The sequence below is a fragment of the Sphingobacterium sp. lm-10 genome (genome assembly GCF_023554555.1).
GTDB lineage: Bacteria > Bacteroidota > Bacteroidia > Sphingobacteriales > Sphingobacteriaceae > Sphingobacterium.
In genome coordinates this window covers 2,169,756-2,187,610 of record NZ_JAMJWC010000001.1, presented here as the reverse complement: position 1 = coordinate 2,187,610, position 17,855 = coordinate 2,169,756, and the positions used below count along the sequence as shown (strand labels likewise).

Below are 17,855 nucleotides of genomic sequence, written 5' to 3'. Positions count from 1 at the left end.
TAGTATGCCTGTTGTTTTTGTGGGGTAAACACAGGTCTTTATAGGTGTATTATTGTCACTAATTTGAGAAATTTACTTGATTTTGTAAACTACGAATGAGGGGTATTTGATTGTTCCGTATCAGAAGATCTAACTAATCATTTATCCGAGCAGCGGAAAAGGTTCCGTTTGGTTGAATTAAGTTAATCTTTGTTGCTTTTTCCGTGGTTTCATCGATTTCAAAACGGATTGCAAAACCAGTAAGGTCTTTGATTTTGAAATAGTGATCGCCTTGCGCTATTGTTTCATAATTTTTTTGGCCGGGTACATCCATATAGACGATGTCGTTGCTTACCGTGATCTTAATTTTCATATTGCCTACGGAATACCTACCCACATAAGCACTTAAATCTTTAGTGCTTACTTTCTTGGCAGGTGCTTGTCGTGCAAATTCAAACGACTCTGGAAGCTCTAACTCTGCACTTTTGATATCTCCATCGAAGCTGGTATGAAAAGTGATTTTCTGCCCTTCGTCATCTTTTTCCTTCTCTTTGTCTGTACCCAGTTCTCGTAGAACAAATGTGTCATAATGATAATGTTCTAAACACAGATTCTTTGTCGCTAAATGTGTTTTAAGCGTATCATTTTCAAGACGTATTTCGAACTGTCCATATGCTGAATGATGATATTGTCCAACATAATCCGCCAACAGGTGTGATGGCTTAGTGCCTTTCACCTGTCTTAAATCTTCTGTAGCAGGCTTTACTGCCGTTTCAACACTATCTTTTTCCACACCACGGGTATTCCAATTCACGAAAGATAACCCCAATAATTCATCGGAAAGGACGTTACGGACTACGCCGGGAACTTCAGAGCCATTTTGATTAGTCAGCACGACGATTCCTAAAGAATCGGTAGGGAAGAATGCTACTGAAGCGGAAAACCCATCTATATTGCCACCGTGCTCTACCTGATAGTGGCCTCGATAGGAACCGATCATCCAACCTAAACCATAATTTTTCAAATGTACATCTGGTTGCTTGACAGAGGGTAAGGCTGATGCGATCACCATCTGTGAACTTAATGCTTCTTGTACATAATTTGCTGGTAGAACCTGCTGGCCTTTGAACTTTCCATTGTTCAACCAGGCTTTCACCCAATTGGCCATCTCCGCTACACTGCTATTGATGCTGCCTGCTGGCCCCATACCTCTGATATGATAATAGGGAATATATTGGATATTCTTTTCTCCATCTACCATATATCCAAGTGAAGCGTCTTTATTTTGCAGCATATCAGCAATAGTGAGGTTGCTCTGCTTCATTCCCAGAGGATTCATAAAATGCGTGCGAATATTGTCCTCCCAGGATTTTCCAGTTAACTTTTCGGCGATCATTCCTTGTGCCAGATACATAAAGTTGTTATATAGCCAGGAAGCGCGCAGATCAGAACTTGGTTTCATATGTTGCACGCGCGCAATTAAGCTGTCGCGGGAATCGGTGTTAAAGAGATACCAAGAAAAGTCGTAACGGGAAAGACCGGTGCGGTGTGCCATTAAATCTCGTACGGTGACTTGACTTTCACGCCCATCCTGAAAACGTAAGGCAGGCAGATGTTGCGTTATTTTGTCATCTAAAGAAAGGCTATCTCCAAAGAGTTTGCCTATTAATCCTGCTGTGAAGGCTTTGGTCGAAGAGCCAATAGCATACAAAGTTTGAGGAGTAGCGGGCAGCTTTTGCTCATAATTGCGATAGCCATACCCTTTGCTATACAACAAGCTATCTTTGTGTACTACAGCCACAGAAAAGCCAGCTACTTGGTAATCTACTCTTACTTTTTCAAGTAGAGAATCGATTTTTGTCCAATCGATGGAAGCTTTGTTTTGTGCCGTTGTTAATTGTACGGATACGTTCAATAATAGCAGCAATATGGTAATAGATTTACGCATAAGAATAGATTCTTGGTATAGCACTAAGGGCTAAAGTATCGGTTTGTAATAAATTCTTCTTAAAGATACGAACTTATTCAATTCCGCTAGGCTTTTTGGAGGTTTTGCCTAGCGGAATTAATTTAGAGCATGGTATTACACCAAATACTCAAACAAAGTCTGATCTTTATTGATTTCAATAAAATCAAACTTATAGGCTTTGAGCCGCCCTATCAGGCTGGTGTAATCTTTAGCGGTACCTAGCTCGACACCAATGAGTGCCGGGCCGCGTTCGCGTTCGGTCTTTTTAATGTACTCAAACCGGGTAATATCATCTTTCGGCCCCAACACTTCGGTCACCAAAAGCCTTAACGCGCCAGGGCGCTGTGGGAAGCGAACGATGAAGTAGTGCTTAATACCTTCGTACAGTAAGGACATCTCTTTGATTTCGCCCATACGATCAATATCGTTGTTTCCACCGGATACGATACAGACGACTTTTTTTCCGCGGATTTCGTCTTGGTGAAAATCTAAGGCAGCGATGGATAAGGCTCCTGCTGGTTCGGCGACAATGGCATCTTTATTATATAATTCCAGAATAGTGGTACATATTTTACCTTCTGGAACGGATCGAACGCTGTCTAGCAATTGGCTACTAATGGCGAATGGCAGAACTCCGATTTTCTTTACCGCGGCGCCGTCTACGAACTTATTAATAGTTTGTAGTTCTATTGGTCCGCCATTGTTCATGGCGGCTTGCATAGAAGCGGCTCCTTCGGGTTCTACGCCATACAATTTGGCATGTGGTGCATGTTGTTTCATGTAGAAGCTTAATCCGGAGGATAGACCACCACCACCTATAGGCATAATGACGGCTTCCACATCCGGGAGGTCTTCCAATATCTCTACGGCAACAGTACCTTGCCCTTCAATGATCTTAATGTCGTCGAATGGTGGAATAAATACCATACCATGTTCAGCGGCGTACTCTAATGCTGCCATCTGGCAGTCGTCAAAAGTATCACCAGTCAGTACAATTTCAATATTGCCATTGCCCCACATTTCGGTTTGTGTAATCTTTTGCCGTGGAGTTGGTCCGGGCATAAAAATCACACCTTTGATATCTAATTTTTTGCACGATAATGCCACCCCTTGTGCGTGATTGCCTGCACTGGCACAGACCACACCACGCTTCAAATCATCCGCCGATAGGCTACTAATCTTATTGAATGCGCCCCGCAATTTGTAAGAGCGCACGACTTGCAGATCTTCACGTTTTAGGTAAATCTCCGCACCGTACTTTTCAGACAAGTGATGATTGTATTGTAAGGGCGTACGAAAAACGACCTCTTTTATGCGTTCTTTTGCTGCTAAGCAGTCGATTTCCAACGTGGATAAATTCATCAATCGTTTATGTTGTTTAGGTGTGATGGGATTATTTGACTAATGTCAACAAATCCTCATCCGCGATGTCTTTTTTGGCATCTGCCAGCACGAGAAAACGCTCGTAAGTAGATGCTAATGCTTCTTTATCTAGTGTGTAACCCAAGCGCTCCAGATGATGTTTTAAGGCATGGCGACCGGAGCGAGCGGTCAAGATGATACCGGCTTCATGTAAACCTACGTCTTCGGGGCGAATAATTTCGTAATTCTCCCGGTGTTTCAAGAACCCATCTTGGTGAATGCCAGAGCTGTGTGCAAAGGCATTTTTACCGACTATGGCCTTGTTCGGTTGTACCGGCATACGCATCATAGCGCTCACCTTTTGAGAGATCGCCGTAAAAAGCTTGCTGTTGATGTTAGAGGTAAGACCAGGGAAGTGCGCTGCGTGTACTTTCAAAATCATCGCTACTTCTTCCAAAGAGGTGTTTCCAGCGCGTTCGCCAATACCGTTGATCGTACACTCTACCTGACGGGCACCATTTTGAATAGCGGCAATGGAATTAGCTGTAGCCAAACCCAGATCATTATGGCAATGTGCCGAAATGATTGCTTGATCGATGTTTTTGACATGCTCCTTCAGGTACTTGATTTTCGCGCCGTACTGATCGGCCAGACAATATCCGTTGGTGTCTGGAATATTTACGACAGTCGCGCCCGCCGCAATAACGGCTTCGATCATCTGTGCCAGATAGGGTAGGTCGGCACGGCCGGCATCTTCTGCATAGAATTCTACGTCTTCCACATGGCTTTTAGCATGTTTTACAGCGGCTACTGCACGGTCCAAGATTTCTTCGCGCGTGCTATTGAACTTGTATTTGATATGCATGTCGGACGCACCGATGCCAGTGTGAATGCGCGGACGTTTTGCGTATTTTAGGGCTTCGGCGGCGACGTTGATGTCATTTTCATTGGCGCGCGTTAGCGCACAGATAATCACGTTGTCTACCGCTTTGGAAAGCTCCACGACAGACTGAAAATCGCCAGGACTGGATACCGGAAAACCCGCTTCAATAATATCCACGCCTAGTGTTTCCAGATCTCTGGCTATTTCGATTTTTTCCGGAGTGGTTAGTTGGCAGCCGGGTACTTGTTCGCCATCTCTTAGCGTGGTGTCGAAAATGTACAAATGATTCGGATCGTGTAACATAACTATTAAATTAAAAAGTTAAAATTAAAAAGTCAAAAACCAATGCTATGTAATCGCATTGCTGACTTCCCTTGTTTTACATGATTATTTCTTCAAAAAATCAATGACCTTTTGTCCCATGGCCACCGTGCCTAAAATGCGATCAGTAGCTGTATTTTTATCGGCAATATCGGAAGTTCTCCAACCTGCTTTCAGTGTCTGATCTACCGCGTCAGTTACTGCTTTCGCTTCGTCTTGCAAGCCAAAAGCAATATCTAACATAAGCGCAGCAGATAGGATAGATGCCAGCGGATTGGCTTTGTCCTGGCCAGCGATATCGTGTGCAGATCCATGAATCGGCTCAAAAAAACCAGTACCATCACCAATAGAAGCAGAAGCCAACATACCCATCGAGCCCGCAATCTGAGAAGCTTCATCCGTGAGGATATCTCCAAATAGATTTGCAGTTAAGACCACATCAAATTTCTTTGGATTCTTAACCAACTGCATCGCAGCGTTATCAATAAACATGTGTTCCGTTTCCACGTCCGGATATTCTGTAGCTAGCTCCTGTACCACCTCTCTCCAAAGGCGAGATGTTTCTAATACGTTGGCTTTGTCTACCGAACAAAGGCGCTTTCCGCGTGTTTGTGCCGCCTCAAAGGCTTTGCGAGCGATACGTTCTACTTCGTAGCGGTGGTAGTTCATCAGGTCGGAGGCAAAGGTATTGTCTGCGTTGCGTAGCTTCTCTCCGAAATAGACGTCGCCAGTCAACTCCCGGAAGAATAGAATATCTGTACCACGAAGAATTTCTGGCTTCAAGCTAGAGGCATCCAACAACTCATCGAATAACAGGATTGGGCGTAGATTAGCATATAATCCAAGCTCTTTACGGATTTTTAGCAGACCCTGCTCTGGACGCACTTTGGCAGACGGATCATTGTCGTATTTGGCGTGACCAATCGCCCCAAATAAGATCGCATCGGATGCTTTGGCTTTTTCCAATGTTTCATCGGGCAATGGATTGCCTGTAGCTTCAATGGCTGTATGCCCCATGATGGCTTCATCGAAAGCGAATTCGTGATCAAATTCGGCCGCAATAACTTCCAACACTTGCTTACCCCATTGGGTTACCTCTTGCCCGATACCATCTCCGGGGATGATTAATATATTCTTCTTCATGTTATGTCGTTGCTTGTCGAGTTTTATACTCGCTCTTCTAGTATGTGTTTATGTTGTGTCTTAATTACTTGGCCTTTCTCTAGCACCAAACGATGATCTATGCATTTGGGTAGTTGACTCTCGTAATGTCCGACATATAGTAGCGTTTTTCCGTATGCACACAACTCGTCTACGACGTCGTTGAAATACTGTGTTTGGGCTTGATCTAGGCCTTGGCAGGGTTCGTCTAACACCAATAAAGGCGGGTTTTTGATGACCGTTCTGGCAAGTAATGCTAGCCGTTGTTTGCCCAATGGCAATGTTTGTAATAATTCGTTTCTATCCGTAAATAGATCGAAAAAGTGCAGTAGCTCGTCCACCTGCTTTCTCTGCTGAAAAGATGTTTGTGAAAATAAGCCGATGCTATCGAAAAAGCCGGAAGCGACGGTATGCCATACGGTAGCACTTTGGTCGAAATACCAGTGCATTTCGGGGGATATTAATCCAATCTTTTGTTTGATGTCCCAGATGCTTTCGCCGGATCCACGTTGGTTGCCAAATAAGCGTATATCCATCCCGTAAGCTTGCGGATGATCACCATTGATGAGACTGAGCAAGGTAGATTTTCCCGATCCATTAGATCCCTGTATCACCCATTTGTCGCCTCGGTTTACTGTCCACGATATATCTTCCAGCACGGTCTTATCCCCATAGCGCACCTTCACCTGATTCATTTGAATGATTTGGTCACCGATTGATTCAGGATCAGCTTTCAGAAAAGAAGGTAAAGTACCTGATTGACGCGGTTGATTGGTGATAAAATCTTCAACGCTCTCTACTGCTTTTAACTGACCGTCCTGTATACATGCGAAAGCGCTAATACATTTCGGTAGGTTGGGGTCATTAGTTAGCAAAATTAGGTGTACTCCTGTATCCGCTAATTCGTCGATGCACTTGTTTAGCGCTATTCTCGAGGCTTTATCTAGGCCGGTGTACGGCTCATCGATGATCAAGAGCTGCGGTTTGCGCCATAAAGCTTTTACCAGCTGCAACTTCTTGTGCTCGCCGCTGGAAAGTTCAATAAGCTGTGAATCCATTTGCCCCTCAAGACCTAAGACTTGCACATAGGGTAATGACTCGTTGAGCGATAGGTTTTCCTGTTCCGCAAAGTGTGCCAGTTCGCCAGCTACTGTTCTCGTATCTCTTCCCTGATGTGTGTTATAGCGTTGCTGATAATAAAAGTTACGATCGCCTTCTAAGTTAGTAAACTGATACCAATTGGGTATGTAGAGAACGGATTGCCGCTTAGATCCACTTTCTGCAGATTTGTAACTCGGCAAATTTAGGGCGATCGATCCCTGATATGGGATTTGTTTGGCTAAGGCGCGCGCTAACGATGTTTTACCGGATCCGCTTTCTCCGCCGATAGCCCAATTTATTCCCTCTTGATAGGTCCACGCCAAGTCTTGCAATACCGTTTTTGAACCGTATTGCACACATAAATCTTGTATGTGGACCAAGGGTTTAGACATAGCTAAATGGGCGGGTTTTTTCGAAGTCTTCGACCTCTGATCGGTGACTTAATATATAATCTATGTCGTCATAGCCATTAATCAGGCAAGACTTTTTATACGCATTGATCTCGAAAGTGAACGATTCATTGGTGTCTAGAATGGTCACTGTCTGTGCCTCCAAATCTACCGATAGTTTGGAGGTAGGGTTTTGAAAAGTGGCAGCAAATATTTTTTCGAGAAACTCTTCCGTTACCTGAATAGGTAGTACACCATTATTCAGCGCATTGCCTTTAAAAATGTCAGCAAAAAAAGAGCTAATAACCACGTCAAAACCATAATCTTGAATAGCCCATGCGGCATGCTCACGGGAGGAGCCACAGCCAAAGTTTTTACCTGCGGCCAGCACTTTGCCGGAGTAGGTAGCATCATTCATTACGAAATCTGCTTTAGGTTGATTTTCGCCATCAAAGCGCCAGTCGCGGAATAGGTTGTCGCCAAAGCCATCCCGGGTAGTCGCTTTTAGAAAACGAGCCGGAATGATCTGATCGGTGTCAATATTTTCTATCGGCAATGGTACTACCGTAGAGGTTAAAGTTTCAAATTTTTTCATATTATGATTTTAATATTGCTCTTACTTCTCTCAGTTTCATGGTCATGCTGATAGCATCGTGATCAGTCCAATGATTATAATCTTGAATGGCTTCTAAACGGTTTTGTTCGGAAATATAACCTTCGTCAACCATTTGTTTGGAACTGGCTACCTGCGACCAAACTTTGATTTTGTCTATATGCAAAGGATTGTTGCCTTCGTAATGTTCATCGGCGTTAATAACCTCAATTTGTCCGAATCCATGTTCTTCCAGCAATTCTGCCAGATCATAAGCAATTCTATTGTTCATACCAGCATCTTTTCTCCACATCAAAAACATATGATAGAAGTTGTCCATACTCTTTGGAATGGGTGGATTCCAGCTGATGGCTTCGTGATTATAATCAAGAATAGAAACCTGTCCGTTAGGTTTTAGTAAGTGCTTTAGTTTATCAATAGCTGTATTTAAAGTTGAAATCCATTGAAATGTGCGTGCCGATACGATGAGATCAAATTGTTGATCGCTCTCAAAATCTAACAAATCGCAGTGTAGGAGTTCCAGATTTTGAATATCAGCATACTGTTTTTTTCCGTCTTCAATAAATGATGCGGTATTGTCAATTCCGACAACATAGCCAGTAGGTCCTACGATATTAGCAATGTCTTTTGTGATTGCTCCAGTGGAACATCCGATATCTAAGACACGCAAACCTGGTCTCAAGGCCGATTTTAACGTTCGATAATCTTGTTCGAGTGTTCTTCGGTTGAAAACTGTAGTTGCACCTTGCGATGCTCTATCGATTATTTTATTTTCTGAGGCTGTCGCGGTCTCGCAGATATTACACATATTTCGAAGTCTAAAAAATAAAAGATCTATACGACCTCTTCTGCACCTAAAAACTCGCGTACATCTGTAATCTTACCGGTAATCGCAGCAGCAGCAGCCGTCAGTGGACTGGCCAGCAAAGTACGCGCATCTGGTCCTTGTCTGCCTTCAAAGTTTCTGTTGGAGGTGGATATACAATATTTTCCGGCGGGAATTTTATCTTCATTCATCCCTAAACAAGCGGAACAACCGGGTTCACGCAATATAAAACCTGCTGATTCTAACACCTTATCGATACCTTCTGCTTTGGCCTGCGCTTCTACCTGTTTTGATCCTGGAACAATCCACACTTCTACCTGCTCGGCTTTTTGCTTGCCACGCACGAAGTTGGCTACTTCGCGTAAGTCTTCAATACGGGAGTTGGTACAACTACCGATAAATACATAGTCGATTGGGCGACCTAAAAGCGGCTGATCGTCTTCAAATCCCATGTAGTTCAAGGCTTTTTTGTAAGAAGGTCGTTCGGATTCTGGCTGTGCCTCTATGGCTGGAATGTGCTCGGTTACGCCCATGCCCATGCCCGGGTTGGTACCGTACGTTACCATGGGCTCGATATCTTCTGCTGCAAATTCCAATACTGCATCAAAAGTGGCATCCTTGTCAGAATACAAGGTTTTCCAATACGCTAGTGCCTCGTCCCATTTTTTATCTTTAGGTGCAAATTCACGTCCTTTGATATAGTCAAACGTGATATCATCGGGAGCAATCAATCCTCCACGGGCACCCATTTCAATGCTCATGTTACAGATCGTCATCCGTGCTTCCATACTCAATTCACGAATGGCAGAACCAGCATATTCAATGAAATAACCAGTACCACCAGCAGCAGAGATTTTGGCGATAATGTATAAAATAATGTCTTTGGCACCTACGCCCGCGCCTAGCGTTCCGTTTACCTCAATCTTCATGGTTTTCGGTGCTTGTTGCAACAGACACTGTGTAGCGAATACTTGTTCTACCTGCGATGTGCCAATCCCGAAAGCAATCGCACCAAATGCACCATGTGTAGAAGTGTGGCTATCGCCACAAACCATGGTTTTGCCTGGTAAGGTGATGCCCAATTCTGGACCGATGACGTGTACGATGCCTTGGTAAGGATGGCCTAGTCCGTAAAGCTCCACACCAAATTCGCTGGTGTTTTTGCTCAGCATATCCACCTGGTATCTTGACAACTCTTCTTTGATCGGTAAGTGCTGATCTATTGTTGGCACATTATGATCTGCTGTGGCCACCGTCTGATTCGGTCTGAACACGGGTAAATTGCGCTTACGTAAGCCGTCGAAGGCTTGTGGCGAAGTTACCTCGTGGATAAGGTGTGTATCGATATACAGGATGTCTGGAAAACCTTCCTGCCGTTTCACAACGTGCGCATCCCAAATTTTTTCTACTAATGTTTTTCCCATTATGCTCTCTCAAATTGTGGTATTATGGATACGGGTCAAATTAACATATCGTCAATTTGACCCGTGATATGTCTATCAAAATTACGAAAATTTTAACGGATTATCCTGTTTTTGCGTTTAGGCAGTTTTAATCGTTTTCATGGCCTTCATTGCCTTACGAAGTTCACGTCCAACGACTTCCACCGGATGGTTGCGTAGCTTTTCGTTGATAGAAACCAATTTTACATTGTCTACTGCACCGTCTTTGCCCTCGTTGAAATTTCTTCCAACTACGTCTGTATCTATCGTTCTAATAAAGTCTGCCAACAAAGGTTTACACGCTTGATCGAATAGGTAACAGCCGTATTCTGCGGTGTCGGAAATCACGCGGTTCATCTCGAACAATTTCTTGCGAGCAATGGTGTTGGCGATTAATGGGGTTTCGTGCAATGATTCGTAATAGGCACTTTCTGGTTTGATACCTGCTTCTACCATCACTTCGAAGGCCAATTCTACACCAGCACGTACAAAAGCGACCATCAGGGTATAATTGTCAAAATATTCTTGCTCATTGATGTTTACATCGCCAGCAGGCGTTTTCTCAAAAGCCGTTTCTCCGGTTTCAGCGCGCCATTTCAAAAGGTTGGCATCGCCATTTGCCCAGTCTTCCATCATGGTTTTGCTGAACTGGCCTGAGATGATATCATCCTGGTGTTTTTCGAACAAAGGACGCATGATGTCTTTTAGCTCTTCGGATAGTTCGAAGGCTTTTACTTTTGCCGGGTTGCTTAAGCGATCTAACATACCGCTAACACCACCGTGCTTCAAGGCTTCGGTAATTACCTCAACGCCATATTGTACGAGTTTGGAAGCATATCCTGCATCAATGCCTTTTTCTACCATTTTATCGAACGATAGGATAGACCCAGTTTGTAATAAACCACATAAGATGGTTTGCTCACCCATTAAATCGGATTTTACTTCGGCTACGAAAGAAGATTTTAATACACCGGCTTTATGTCCCCCTGTTCCTACACAATATGCTTTTGCTTCTGCCCAACCTTTTCCTTGCGGGTCGTTTTCTGGGTGTACGGCAATCAGCGTAGGTACGCCAAAACCACGTAAGAATTCGGCACGTACTTCAGAACCTGGAGATTTAGGTGCAACCATAATGACGGTCAGGTCTTTACGTACCTGTAATCCTTCTTCTACAATGTTAAAACCGTGAGAATAAGACAAGGTAGCGCCTTCTTTCATGAGTGGTTGTACAGCGTTTACTACATTGGTATGTTGCTTATCCGGTGTCAGGTTAATGACTAAATCTGCCGTGGGAATCAATTCCTCATAGGTGCCTACGACAAAGTTGTTATCGGTGGCATTTTTCCAAGAGTCTCTTTTCTGTTCGATGGCTTCCTTACGCAAGGCGTAAGAAACATCTAAACCACTATCGCGCAGATTCAAACCTTGGTTTAAACCTTGTGCACCAGCACCCACAATAACGATTTTTTTGCCTTTCAAAGCATCTACACCATCATTGAAATCGGCGGCATCCATAAATTCAGCCTGACCTAATTGGGTTAACTGCTCTCTGAGCGATAGGGTATTAAAGTAATTTGCCATTGTTATTTATTTATATTTTTTTGATATCAATTGGGTTTATTTAATTAATCTTTTCTGTGCGATAGCATAGCCAAAATGTAAGTTGTCGTGTCCGGCCGTTGTGATGATGACTTCTTCAATGCTGCTCAACGTAGATTTGTAGGTACTGGTCTCAAATGGCTGAAAGCCTTCGAAAGCGTTTGCTTCGTAGTCCTGCTCTATCACCTCTATAGTGCTTAATGCCAGCCCTTTTAAAGCGTCTACTTCCGCCTGGTCTACGAAATAACTGGGCTTGCTGCCTTTGGCATAAGCAGATAAATAGGAGATTTGACTGCTGTCTGGTCGAACACCCGGGCGGACATAACATAGCCCTTGTGTTGAGACAACGATATGGCCAAAATTCCAGATAATGTTGTTGTTAAAGCCTGTCGGAATTTCGTTGAGTTGTTCCAGCGTTAGCGTATCTAAAAGTTCAATAAATGCACGGCGTGCATCGCGGATAAAGTGAAAAACATCCTTCATATCTGTTCTTTAATTACATGGTGAAAACGCCATCTTGCTGATCAAGGAATTCATTTTCCACGACGTCAGGTGATGGTTCTTGTTTTTCAAACTCTTTCAGTTTTTGGTGGAAACCGGCGCTTTCTTTGATAATAGCGATGCGCGCTCCGCGCACAAACTCGATCAAATTGTATTTGGTGAGCTCGGCTGTCAATCGATCTATTTCTTCGCGATGGCCTGCCGTTTCAAACACGATGTAATCATTGCGGATCGCTACCGCTGTGGCGCCGTATTGTCTGAGCAAACGCTCTACGTAAGCTTTCTCGGCAATCACATCGGCAGGCACTTTGTAAAGCGCTTGTTCTTGCCATACCAACTCATCGTTGGTATTATAATAGGCTTTCAATACTTCCACTTGCTTTTCGATCTGCCGGCACAACTTACGCACTACCTCTTCGCTTTCGCTGATTACAATGGTAAAACGGTGTATGCCTTCCACTTCAGAAGGGGAGGTGTTGAGACTCTCTATGTTGATCTTACGTCTCGAGAAGATGATCGAGATACGTCCGATCATCCCGATGGAATTTTCGGTATATAACGTGATGGTGTATTCTTGCTTTTCCATTTTAAAAAATTAATTCAGAAGTTAGAATTAAGAAGTGAGAAATCCTTTCAGAATTCTTAATTCTGACTTTTAACTTCTAAATTCTTACTTCTAAGTATAATTGCTACTAATATTCTTATTATCTCATCCGTTTCTTTCAGTAAAGAGTTTATATCAGAATGCTCCTCAACCACTAATGTTTCTTTAATAAGTTTCAACCAATATTCTGTTTCGTTGGCTGATTTTAGGGCTATGATGTAAAACTTTAAAAAGTCGTTTTTAGAAGAGCCTGCTTTTCCTTCTGTAATATTTGCGCCAATAGATGTGGCACTTCTTATCAATTGGTCGAACAAGGAGTGAAAGATACGGTTGAATTTGAAGTCCTTGACATACAGAATTACACTTTTGGAAAACTCAAAAGTTCGTTCCTTTATGTCGTATATCTTTCTTTCGTTTTCCATTTCCTACTTCTAATTTCTCACTTCTCACTTCTCACTTCTCACTTTTATTTCAAACGTATTTCTGAGACCGACGTGCCTTGCGCTACCATAGGGAAAACATTGTTTTCTTTGCCTACCATCACTTCGAGTAGGTAAGCGCCATCGTGATCCAACATCGTCTTCAGTGCAGGTTTCAGGTCTTTCCGTTCTGATATTTTGTTTCCGTCGATGTAGTATCCTTTCGCTACCGCCACAAAATCTGGACTAGTGATGTCTACAAATGAATAGCGACGCTGATGGAAGAGTTGTTGCCATTGGCGCACCATACCTAGAAACTCATTGTTCAGGATCATGATTTTTACCTTAGCGCCAAACTGCATGATCGTGCCCAGTTCCTGGATAGTCATTTGGATGCCGCCATCACCGATAATAGCGACTACATCGCGATGAGGAGCACCATACCAGGCGCCAATAGCGGCTGGTAGGCCAAAACCCATGGTGCCTAAGCCTCCAGAGGTTACATTGGATCGGCTGGAGTTAAACTTGGCGTAACGACAGGAAACCATTTGGTGCTGGCCGACGTCGGTTACAATAATCGCATCGCCACCGGTCAATTCATTTAAGGTTTTCAATACTTCTCCCATTGTCATGATATCTGTCGTAGGGTTCAGCTCGTCTTGGATCACTTCTTTGATCTCTTCCTTCTCCAATTCTCGGAACTCTGTCACCCAAGCGTTATGATCTTTTTCTTGCAACAGCTCGGTGAGCAAGGGAAGGGTTTCCTTACAATCTCCCCAAACAGGAACCGTTGTTTTAACATTTTTATCAATTTCCGCCGGGTCAATGTCCAGGTGTACGATTTTCGCCTGTTTTGCATATTTATCGAGTCTTCCGGTTACGCGGTCATCGAAACGCATTCCGATAGCGATTAGTACATCGCACTCGTTGGTCATCACGTTGGGCGCGTAGTTGCCATGCATGCCTAGCATACCTACGTTTAAGGGGTGATCAGTTTCTAATGCACTTAATCCCATCACAGTCCAGGCTGCCGGAAAACCACCTTTTTCAATAAAGGCTTTGAATTCGGCCTCGGCTTTGCCCAGTATAACGCCCTGTCCAAATAAGACAAAAGGTTTTTTCGCTTGATTAATGACTTCTGCAGCTTGTGTGATATATTCTTTACGGATGACTGGCTTCGGACGATAGCTGCGAATATGATCACATTTTTTATATCCTAGGAAATCAAAAAGTTGCAATTGCGCATTCTTTGTAATGTCAACTAACACAGGTCCTGGACGGCCTGTTTTGGCGATATAAAATGCTTTCGCCATGACTTCTGGTATTTCGTTTGCATCCGTTACCTGATAGTTCCACTTCGTAACTGGTGTAGTAATGTTAATGACGTCTGTTTCCTGAAAAGCATCGGTACCTAATAGTGCGGCGAACACCTGTCCAGTGACACACACTAGTGGAGTACTATCAATCATCGCATCGGCCAGACCTGTTACGAGGTTAGTGGCGCCTGGTCCGCTGGTAGCGAAAGCTACGCCTACGTTGCCAGAGGTACGTGCATAGCCTTGCGCGGCGTGGATGCCACCCTGTTCGTGACGTACGAGGATGTGCGTTAATTTTTCGCTATAGTCATACAAGGCATCGTAGATCGGCATGATCGCGCCACCTGGATAACCGAAAATAGTGTCTACTCCCTCTTGAAGCAAAGCTTCTAGCACTGCCTGCGAACCGCTAAGCTGTGTGGTTGTAGACGTTTCTTTTTCTAACTCCGTTTTTTCTAATGTGCTCATTGTTTTTAAGTCAAAAGTAAAAAGCAAAAAGTCAAAAAACTGGTTGACGTTCTACCATTTAAATTTTATTTTTTGCCTTTTAATATTTTACAAATCCGTTACACAGCCTTCGGAAGCGTCGGCCACTGTCTTTGCATATTTATATAATACTCCTTTGGATACTTTTAATGCAGGTTGTTGCCAACGTGCTCTACGCTCGGCAATCACTTCGTCCGATAGCAATACATTAATCGTGTTGTTTACCGCATCAAGCACGATATGATCATTGTCTTCTATCAGACCAATCAAGCCACCAGCATACGATTCTGGCGTGATGTGTCCAACTACAAAGCCATGCGTGCCACCAGAGAAGCGACCGTCGGTTATTAAGGCTACCGATTTCCCTAAGCCAGCGCCAATAATAGCGGACGTCGGCTTTAGCATTTCGGGCATACCTGGTGCGCCCTTGGGTCCAGCATTGGTAATAACCACGACATCGCCCGGCTTTACTCTTCCAGAAGAAATACCCTGAATAAGGTTTTGTTCGCCATCGAATACGCGCGCAGGTCCTTCAAAACGTTCTCCTTCCTTGCCGGAAATTTTTGCTACAGAGCCTTTTTCTGCGATGTTTCCATACAATATCTGCAGATGGCCGGTCGCTTTGATCGGATTATCCAACGTGTGGATAATGGGTTGATCGTAATCCATAATGGACTTCACGTCTGCTAAATTCTCGGCTACTGTTTTTCCGGTCACGGTGAGGCAATCTCCATGAATTAAACCTTGATCAAGCAGGTATCGCATAACAGCTGGCGTACCACCATATTGATGTAAATCTTGCATCAGGTACTTACCACTAGGCTTAAAATCTGCCAGTACTGGTGTTTCATCGCTCATGCGTTGAAAATCATCTTGCGAAATATCAACGCCTATAGCTTTACCAATGGCAATGAAGTGCAATACGGCATTTGTACTACCTCCTAATATGACGATGCTACGTATGGCGTTCTCAAATGCCTTGCGCGTCATGATATCGGATGGTTTGATATTTTTTTCCAGTAGGATACGGATGTATTTTCCGGCATCCAGACACTCTTGTTTTTTCTCCTCACTTACGGCAGGGTTAGAAGAAGAATAGGGTAGGCTCATTCCCAGTGCTTCAATAGCAGATGCCATCGTGTTAGCTGTATACATGCCACCGCAAGCGCCGGCACCTGGGCACGTGTTTTTTATCACTCCTTCGTAATCTTCATCCGAGATATTGCCACAGATTTTCTGTCCCAGAGCTTCAAAAGCAGACACGATATTGAGTTCTTCTCCTTTGTAATGTCCTGGCGCGATCGTGCCGCCATACACCATCAAGGAAGGACGATCCAATCGTGCCATGGCCATGATGGCACCGGGCATATTTTTGTCGCAACCTGGAATAGCGATTACACCGTCGTAATATTGTCCACCACAAATGGTTTCAATACTATCTGCAATAACATCTCGGCTTACTAAGGAATAACGCATGCCATCGGTTCCATTACTCATACCATCACTTACTCCGATGGTGTTGAAAATCAATCCTACCAAATCTTCCGACCAAACACCTTTTTTTACCTGTTTTGCCAGATCATTGAGATGCATATTACAGGTGTTGCCATCATATCCCATGCTGGCGATGCCGACCTGTGCCTTTGCCATGTCCTGGTCTGTTAATCCGATACCATAAAGCATCGCTTTGGCGGCTGGCTGTGTGGCATCTTGCGTGAAGATGCGGCTATATCTGTTTAACGTGTGCTCGTTCTCAGATGATGACTTCATAATTCTCTTGCTCTAATACTAATTTTTTGTATGTACGTTGTATGGACGAACCTATCGTATTTTCCCAATCTTCTGGATAGGTTGTGTCGTCAATTTGTTTAATCCCAATAATGCCTGCTGCGGTGCCACATAAAAAGGCACTATCTGCTTCATATAAATCCGATACAGTTAGACGCTTTTCGACGACCTCGAAGTTTAAATCTTTACAGATGTCGATCACCGTCTGGCGTGTAATTCCAGGGAAAACATGTTGCATCGGGGGAGTATATATCTTGAAATCTTTTTCTAAAAATAGATTTTCACTGGCAGCTTGCGCAACGAAACCGTCCTGGTCTAGCATCAATGCTTCGTCAAATCCGTTGCGTATCGCGTCGCTGGTAGCGCGAATGGCATTGATGTATTGGCCAGAAATTTTGGCATCAATTTGAAAGGCTTTAGGGTGAGGTCTGCGAATATCAGAAAGACATACATTCAGCAAATTTTGACCAAGAAATGGTCCCCATTCCCATGCAGCGATCATGATGTTAGCAGACGACGCAGCCGTAAGGTGCATATTGGTTCCGGACGATACTAAAGGACGGATATAAGCTGCGCGCATGTTATTACGTTCCAATAGTTCATAGGTTCGTTCCACCAATTCGCGTGTAGACCATGGGAAAGGAAGGTTAATCGATTCGCATGATTTTCGTAAACGATCAAAATGTGCTTCAGCTTTGAATATACGAACGCCATTGTGTGTGCTGTAAGCACGCAAGCCCTCGAAGGCGCCATAGCCGTAATGCAAAGCCTGTCCGAAAAAATCCGTGCCGGCCTCATTTGCTTTCACAAACTCTCCATCCAAAAATATGTAGGTGTCCTGATTATAATACTGCATAGCTATTCCGATTTTGTTGTCCTCTGTTTGGTATCATCATCACAACAGAGACAGGTCTTCTCATTTTGTTTCTGTAAGATAAAGCGAATCCAATTTTTAAACAATAGCGAGTATAAAAATTTTGTAAAAGTTTTTTATTTTGAATACATGCAAAACATGGCTATATGTTGTTAATTAATATGATTATTTCAAATTTTAATTTGGCGTAAAGTAGACTGATATTAAAATTAGTCTACCCTT

At 43.6% G+C, this 17,855-nt stretch carries 15 protein-coding genes; all 15 read right to left on the bottom strand.

Annotated features, from left to right (window positions below; all coding sequences use genetic code 11):
- Positions 1-133: 133 nt before the first annotated feature.
- Positions 134-1,927: a serine hydrolase gene (locus M8998_RS08910; RefSeq protein WP_249992221.1), complete on the bottom strand. Its 1,794-nt coding sequence runs from the start codon at positions 1,925-1,927 to the stop codon at positions 134-136.
- Between the two features lie 135 nt (positions 1,928-2,062).
- Positions 2,063-3,310: a threonine ammonia-lyase IlvA gene (gene ilvA, locus M8998_RS08905; protein WP_249992220.1), complete on the bottom strand. Its 1,248-nt coding sequence runs from the start codon at positions 3,308-3,310 to the stop codon at positions 2,063-2,065.
- Between the two features lie 31 nt (positions 3,311-3,341).
- Positions 3,342-4,496 (bottom strand): 2-isopropylmalate synthase, encoded by a 1,155-nt coding sequence (locus M8998_RS08900; protein WP_249992219.1) that lies wholly within the window; start codon positions 4,494-4,496, stop codon positions 3,342-3,344.
- Positions 4,497-4,580: 84 nt separating this feature from the next.
- Positions 4,581-5,657, bottom strand: coding sequence for a 3-isopropylmalate dehydrogenase (leuB, locus tag M8998_RS08895; protein ID WP_249992218.1), 1,077 nt, complete (start codon positions 5,655-5,657; stop codon positions 4,581-4,583).
- A 23-nt stretch (positions 5,658-5,680) separates the two neighbouring features.
- Positions 5,681-7,168, bottom strand: a complete 1,488-nt coding sequence (locus M8998_RS08890; protein WP_249992217.1) for an ATP-binding cassette domain-containing protein — start codon at positions 7,166-7,168, stop codon at positions 5,681-5,683.
- A complete protein-coding gene (gene leuD, locus M8998_RS08885) occupies positions 7,161-7,760 on the bottom strand; it encodes a 3-isopropylmalate dehydratase small subunit (protein WP_249992216.1) in 600 nt (199 codons plus the stop codon). Before leuD ends, M8998_RS08890 begins: the two co-directional genes overlap by 8 nt.
- 1 nt (position 7,761) lies before the next feature.
- Positions 7,762-8,586, bottom strand: a complete 825-nt coding sequence (locus M8998_RS08880) for a methyltransferase domain-containing protein (protein ID WP_249992215.1) — start codon at positions 8,584-8,586, stop codon at positions 7,762-7,764.
- A 26-nt stretch (positions 8,587-8,612) separates the two neighbouring features.
- The gene (gene leuC, locus M8998_RS08875) at positions 8,613-10,028 is read right to left on the bottom strand and encodes a 3-isopropylmalate dehydratase large subunit (RefSeq protein ID WP_249992214.1); all 1,416 of its coding nucleotides are present in this window, start codon (positions 10,026-10,028) and stop codon (positions 8,613-8,615) included.
- A gap of 117 nt (positions 10,029-10,145) precedes the next feature.
- Positions 10,146-11,627 (bottom strand): ketol-acid reductoisomerase, encoded by a 1,482-nt coding sequence (gene ilvC / locus M8998_RS08870; RefSeq protein ID WP_249992213.1) that lies wholly within the window; start codon positions 11,625-11,627, stop codon positions 10,146-10,148.
- Positions 11,628-11,663: 36 nt separating this feature from the next.
- Positions 11,664-12,128, bottom strand: coding sequence for a DinB family protein (locus M8998_RS08865; RefSeq protein ID WP_249992212.1), 465 nt, complete (start codon positions 12,126-12,128; stop codon positions 11,664-11,666).
- Positions 12,129-12,141: 13 nt separating this feature from the next.
- Positions 12,142-12,732: an acetolactate synthase small subunit gene (gene ilvN / locus M8998_RS08860; protein ID WP_249992211.1), complete on the bottom strand. Its 591-nt coding sequence runs from the start codon at positions 12,730-12,732 to the stop codon at positions 12,142-12,144.
- A 56-nt stretch (positions 12,733-12,788) separates the two neighbouring features.
- Positions 12,789-13,172 carry a four helix bundle protein gene (locus M8998_RS08855; protein WP_249992210.1) on the bottom strand — a complete coding sequence of 128 codons (384 nt, stop codon included), beginning with the start codon at positions 13,170-13,172 and terminating at the stop codon, positions 12,789-12,791.
- Positions 13,173-13,216: 44 nt separating this feature from the next.
- Complete coding sequence (ilvB, locus tag M8998_RS08850; protein ID WP_249992209.1) at positions 13,217-14,953, bottom strand: biosynthetic-type acetolactate synthase large subunit; 1,737 nt, start codon at positions 14,951-14,953, stop codon at positions 13,217-13,219.
- Positions 14,954-15,040: 87 nt separating this feature from the next.
- Entirely contained in the window at positions 15,041-16,741 is a 1,701-nt protein-coding gene (gene ilvD, locus M8998_RS08845; RefSeq protein ID WP_249992208.1) for a dihydroxy-acid dehydratase, read from the bottom strand.
- Positions 16,725-17,615: a branched-chain-amino-acid transaminase gene (gene ilvE, locus M8998_RS08840; protein WP_249992207.1), complete on the bottom strand. Its 891-nt coding sequence runs from the start codon at positions 17,613-17,615 to the stop codon at positions 16,725-16,727. The genes ilvD and ilvE overlap by 17 nt, the downstream gene beginning before the upstream one ends.
- Positions 17,616-17,855: the final 240 nt, after the last annotated feature.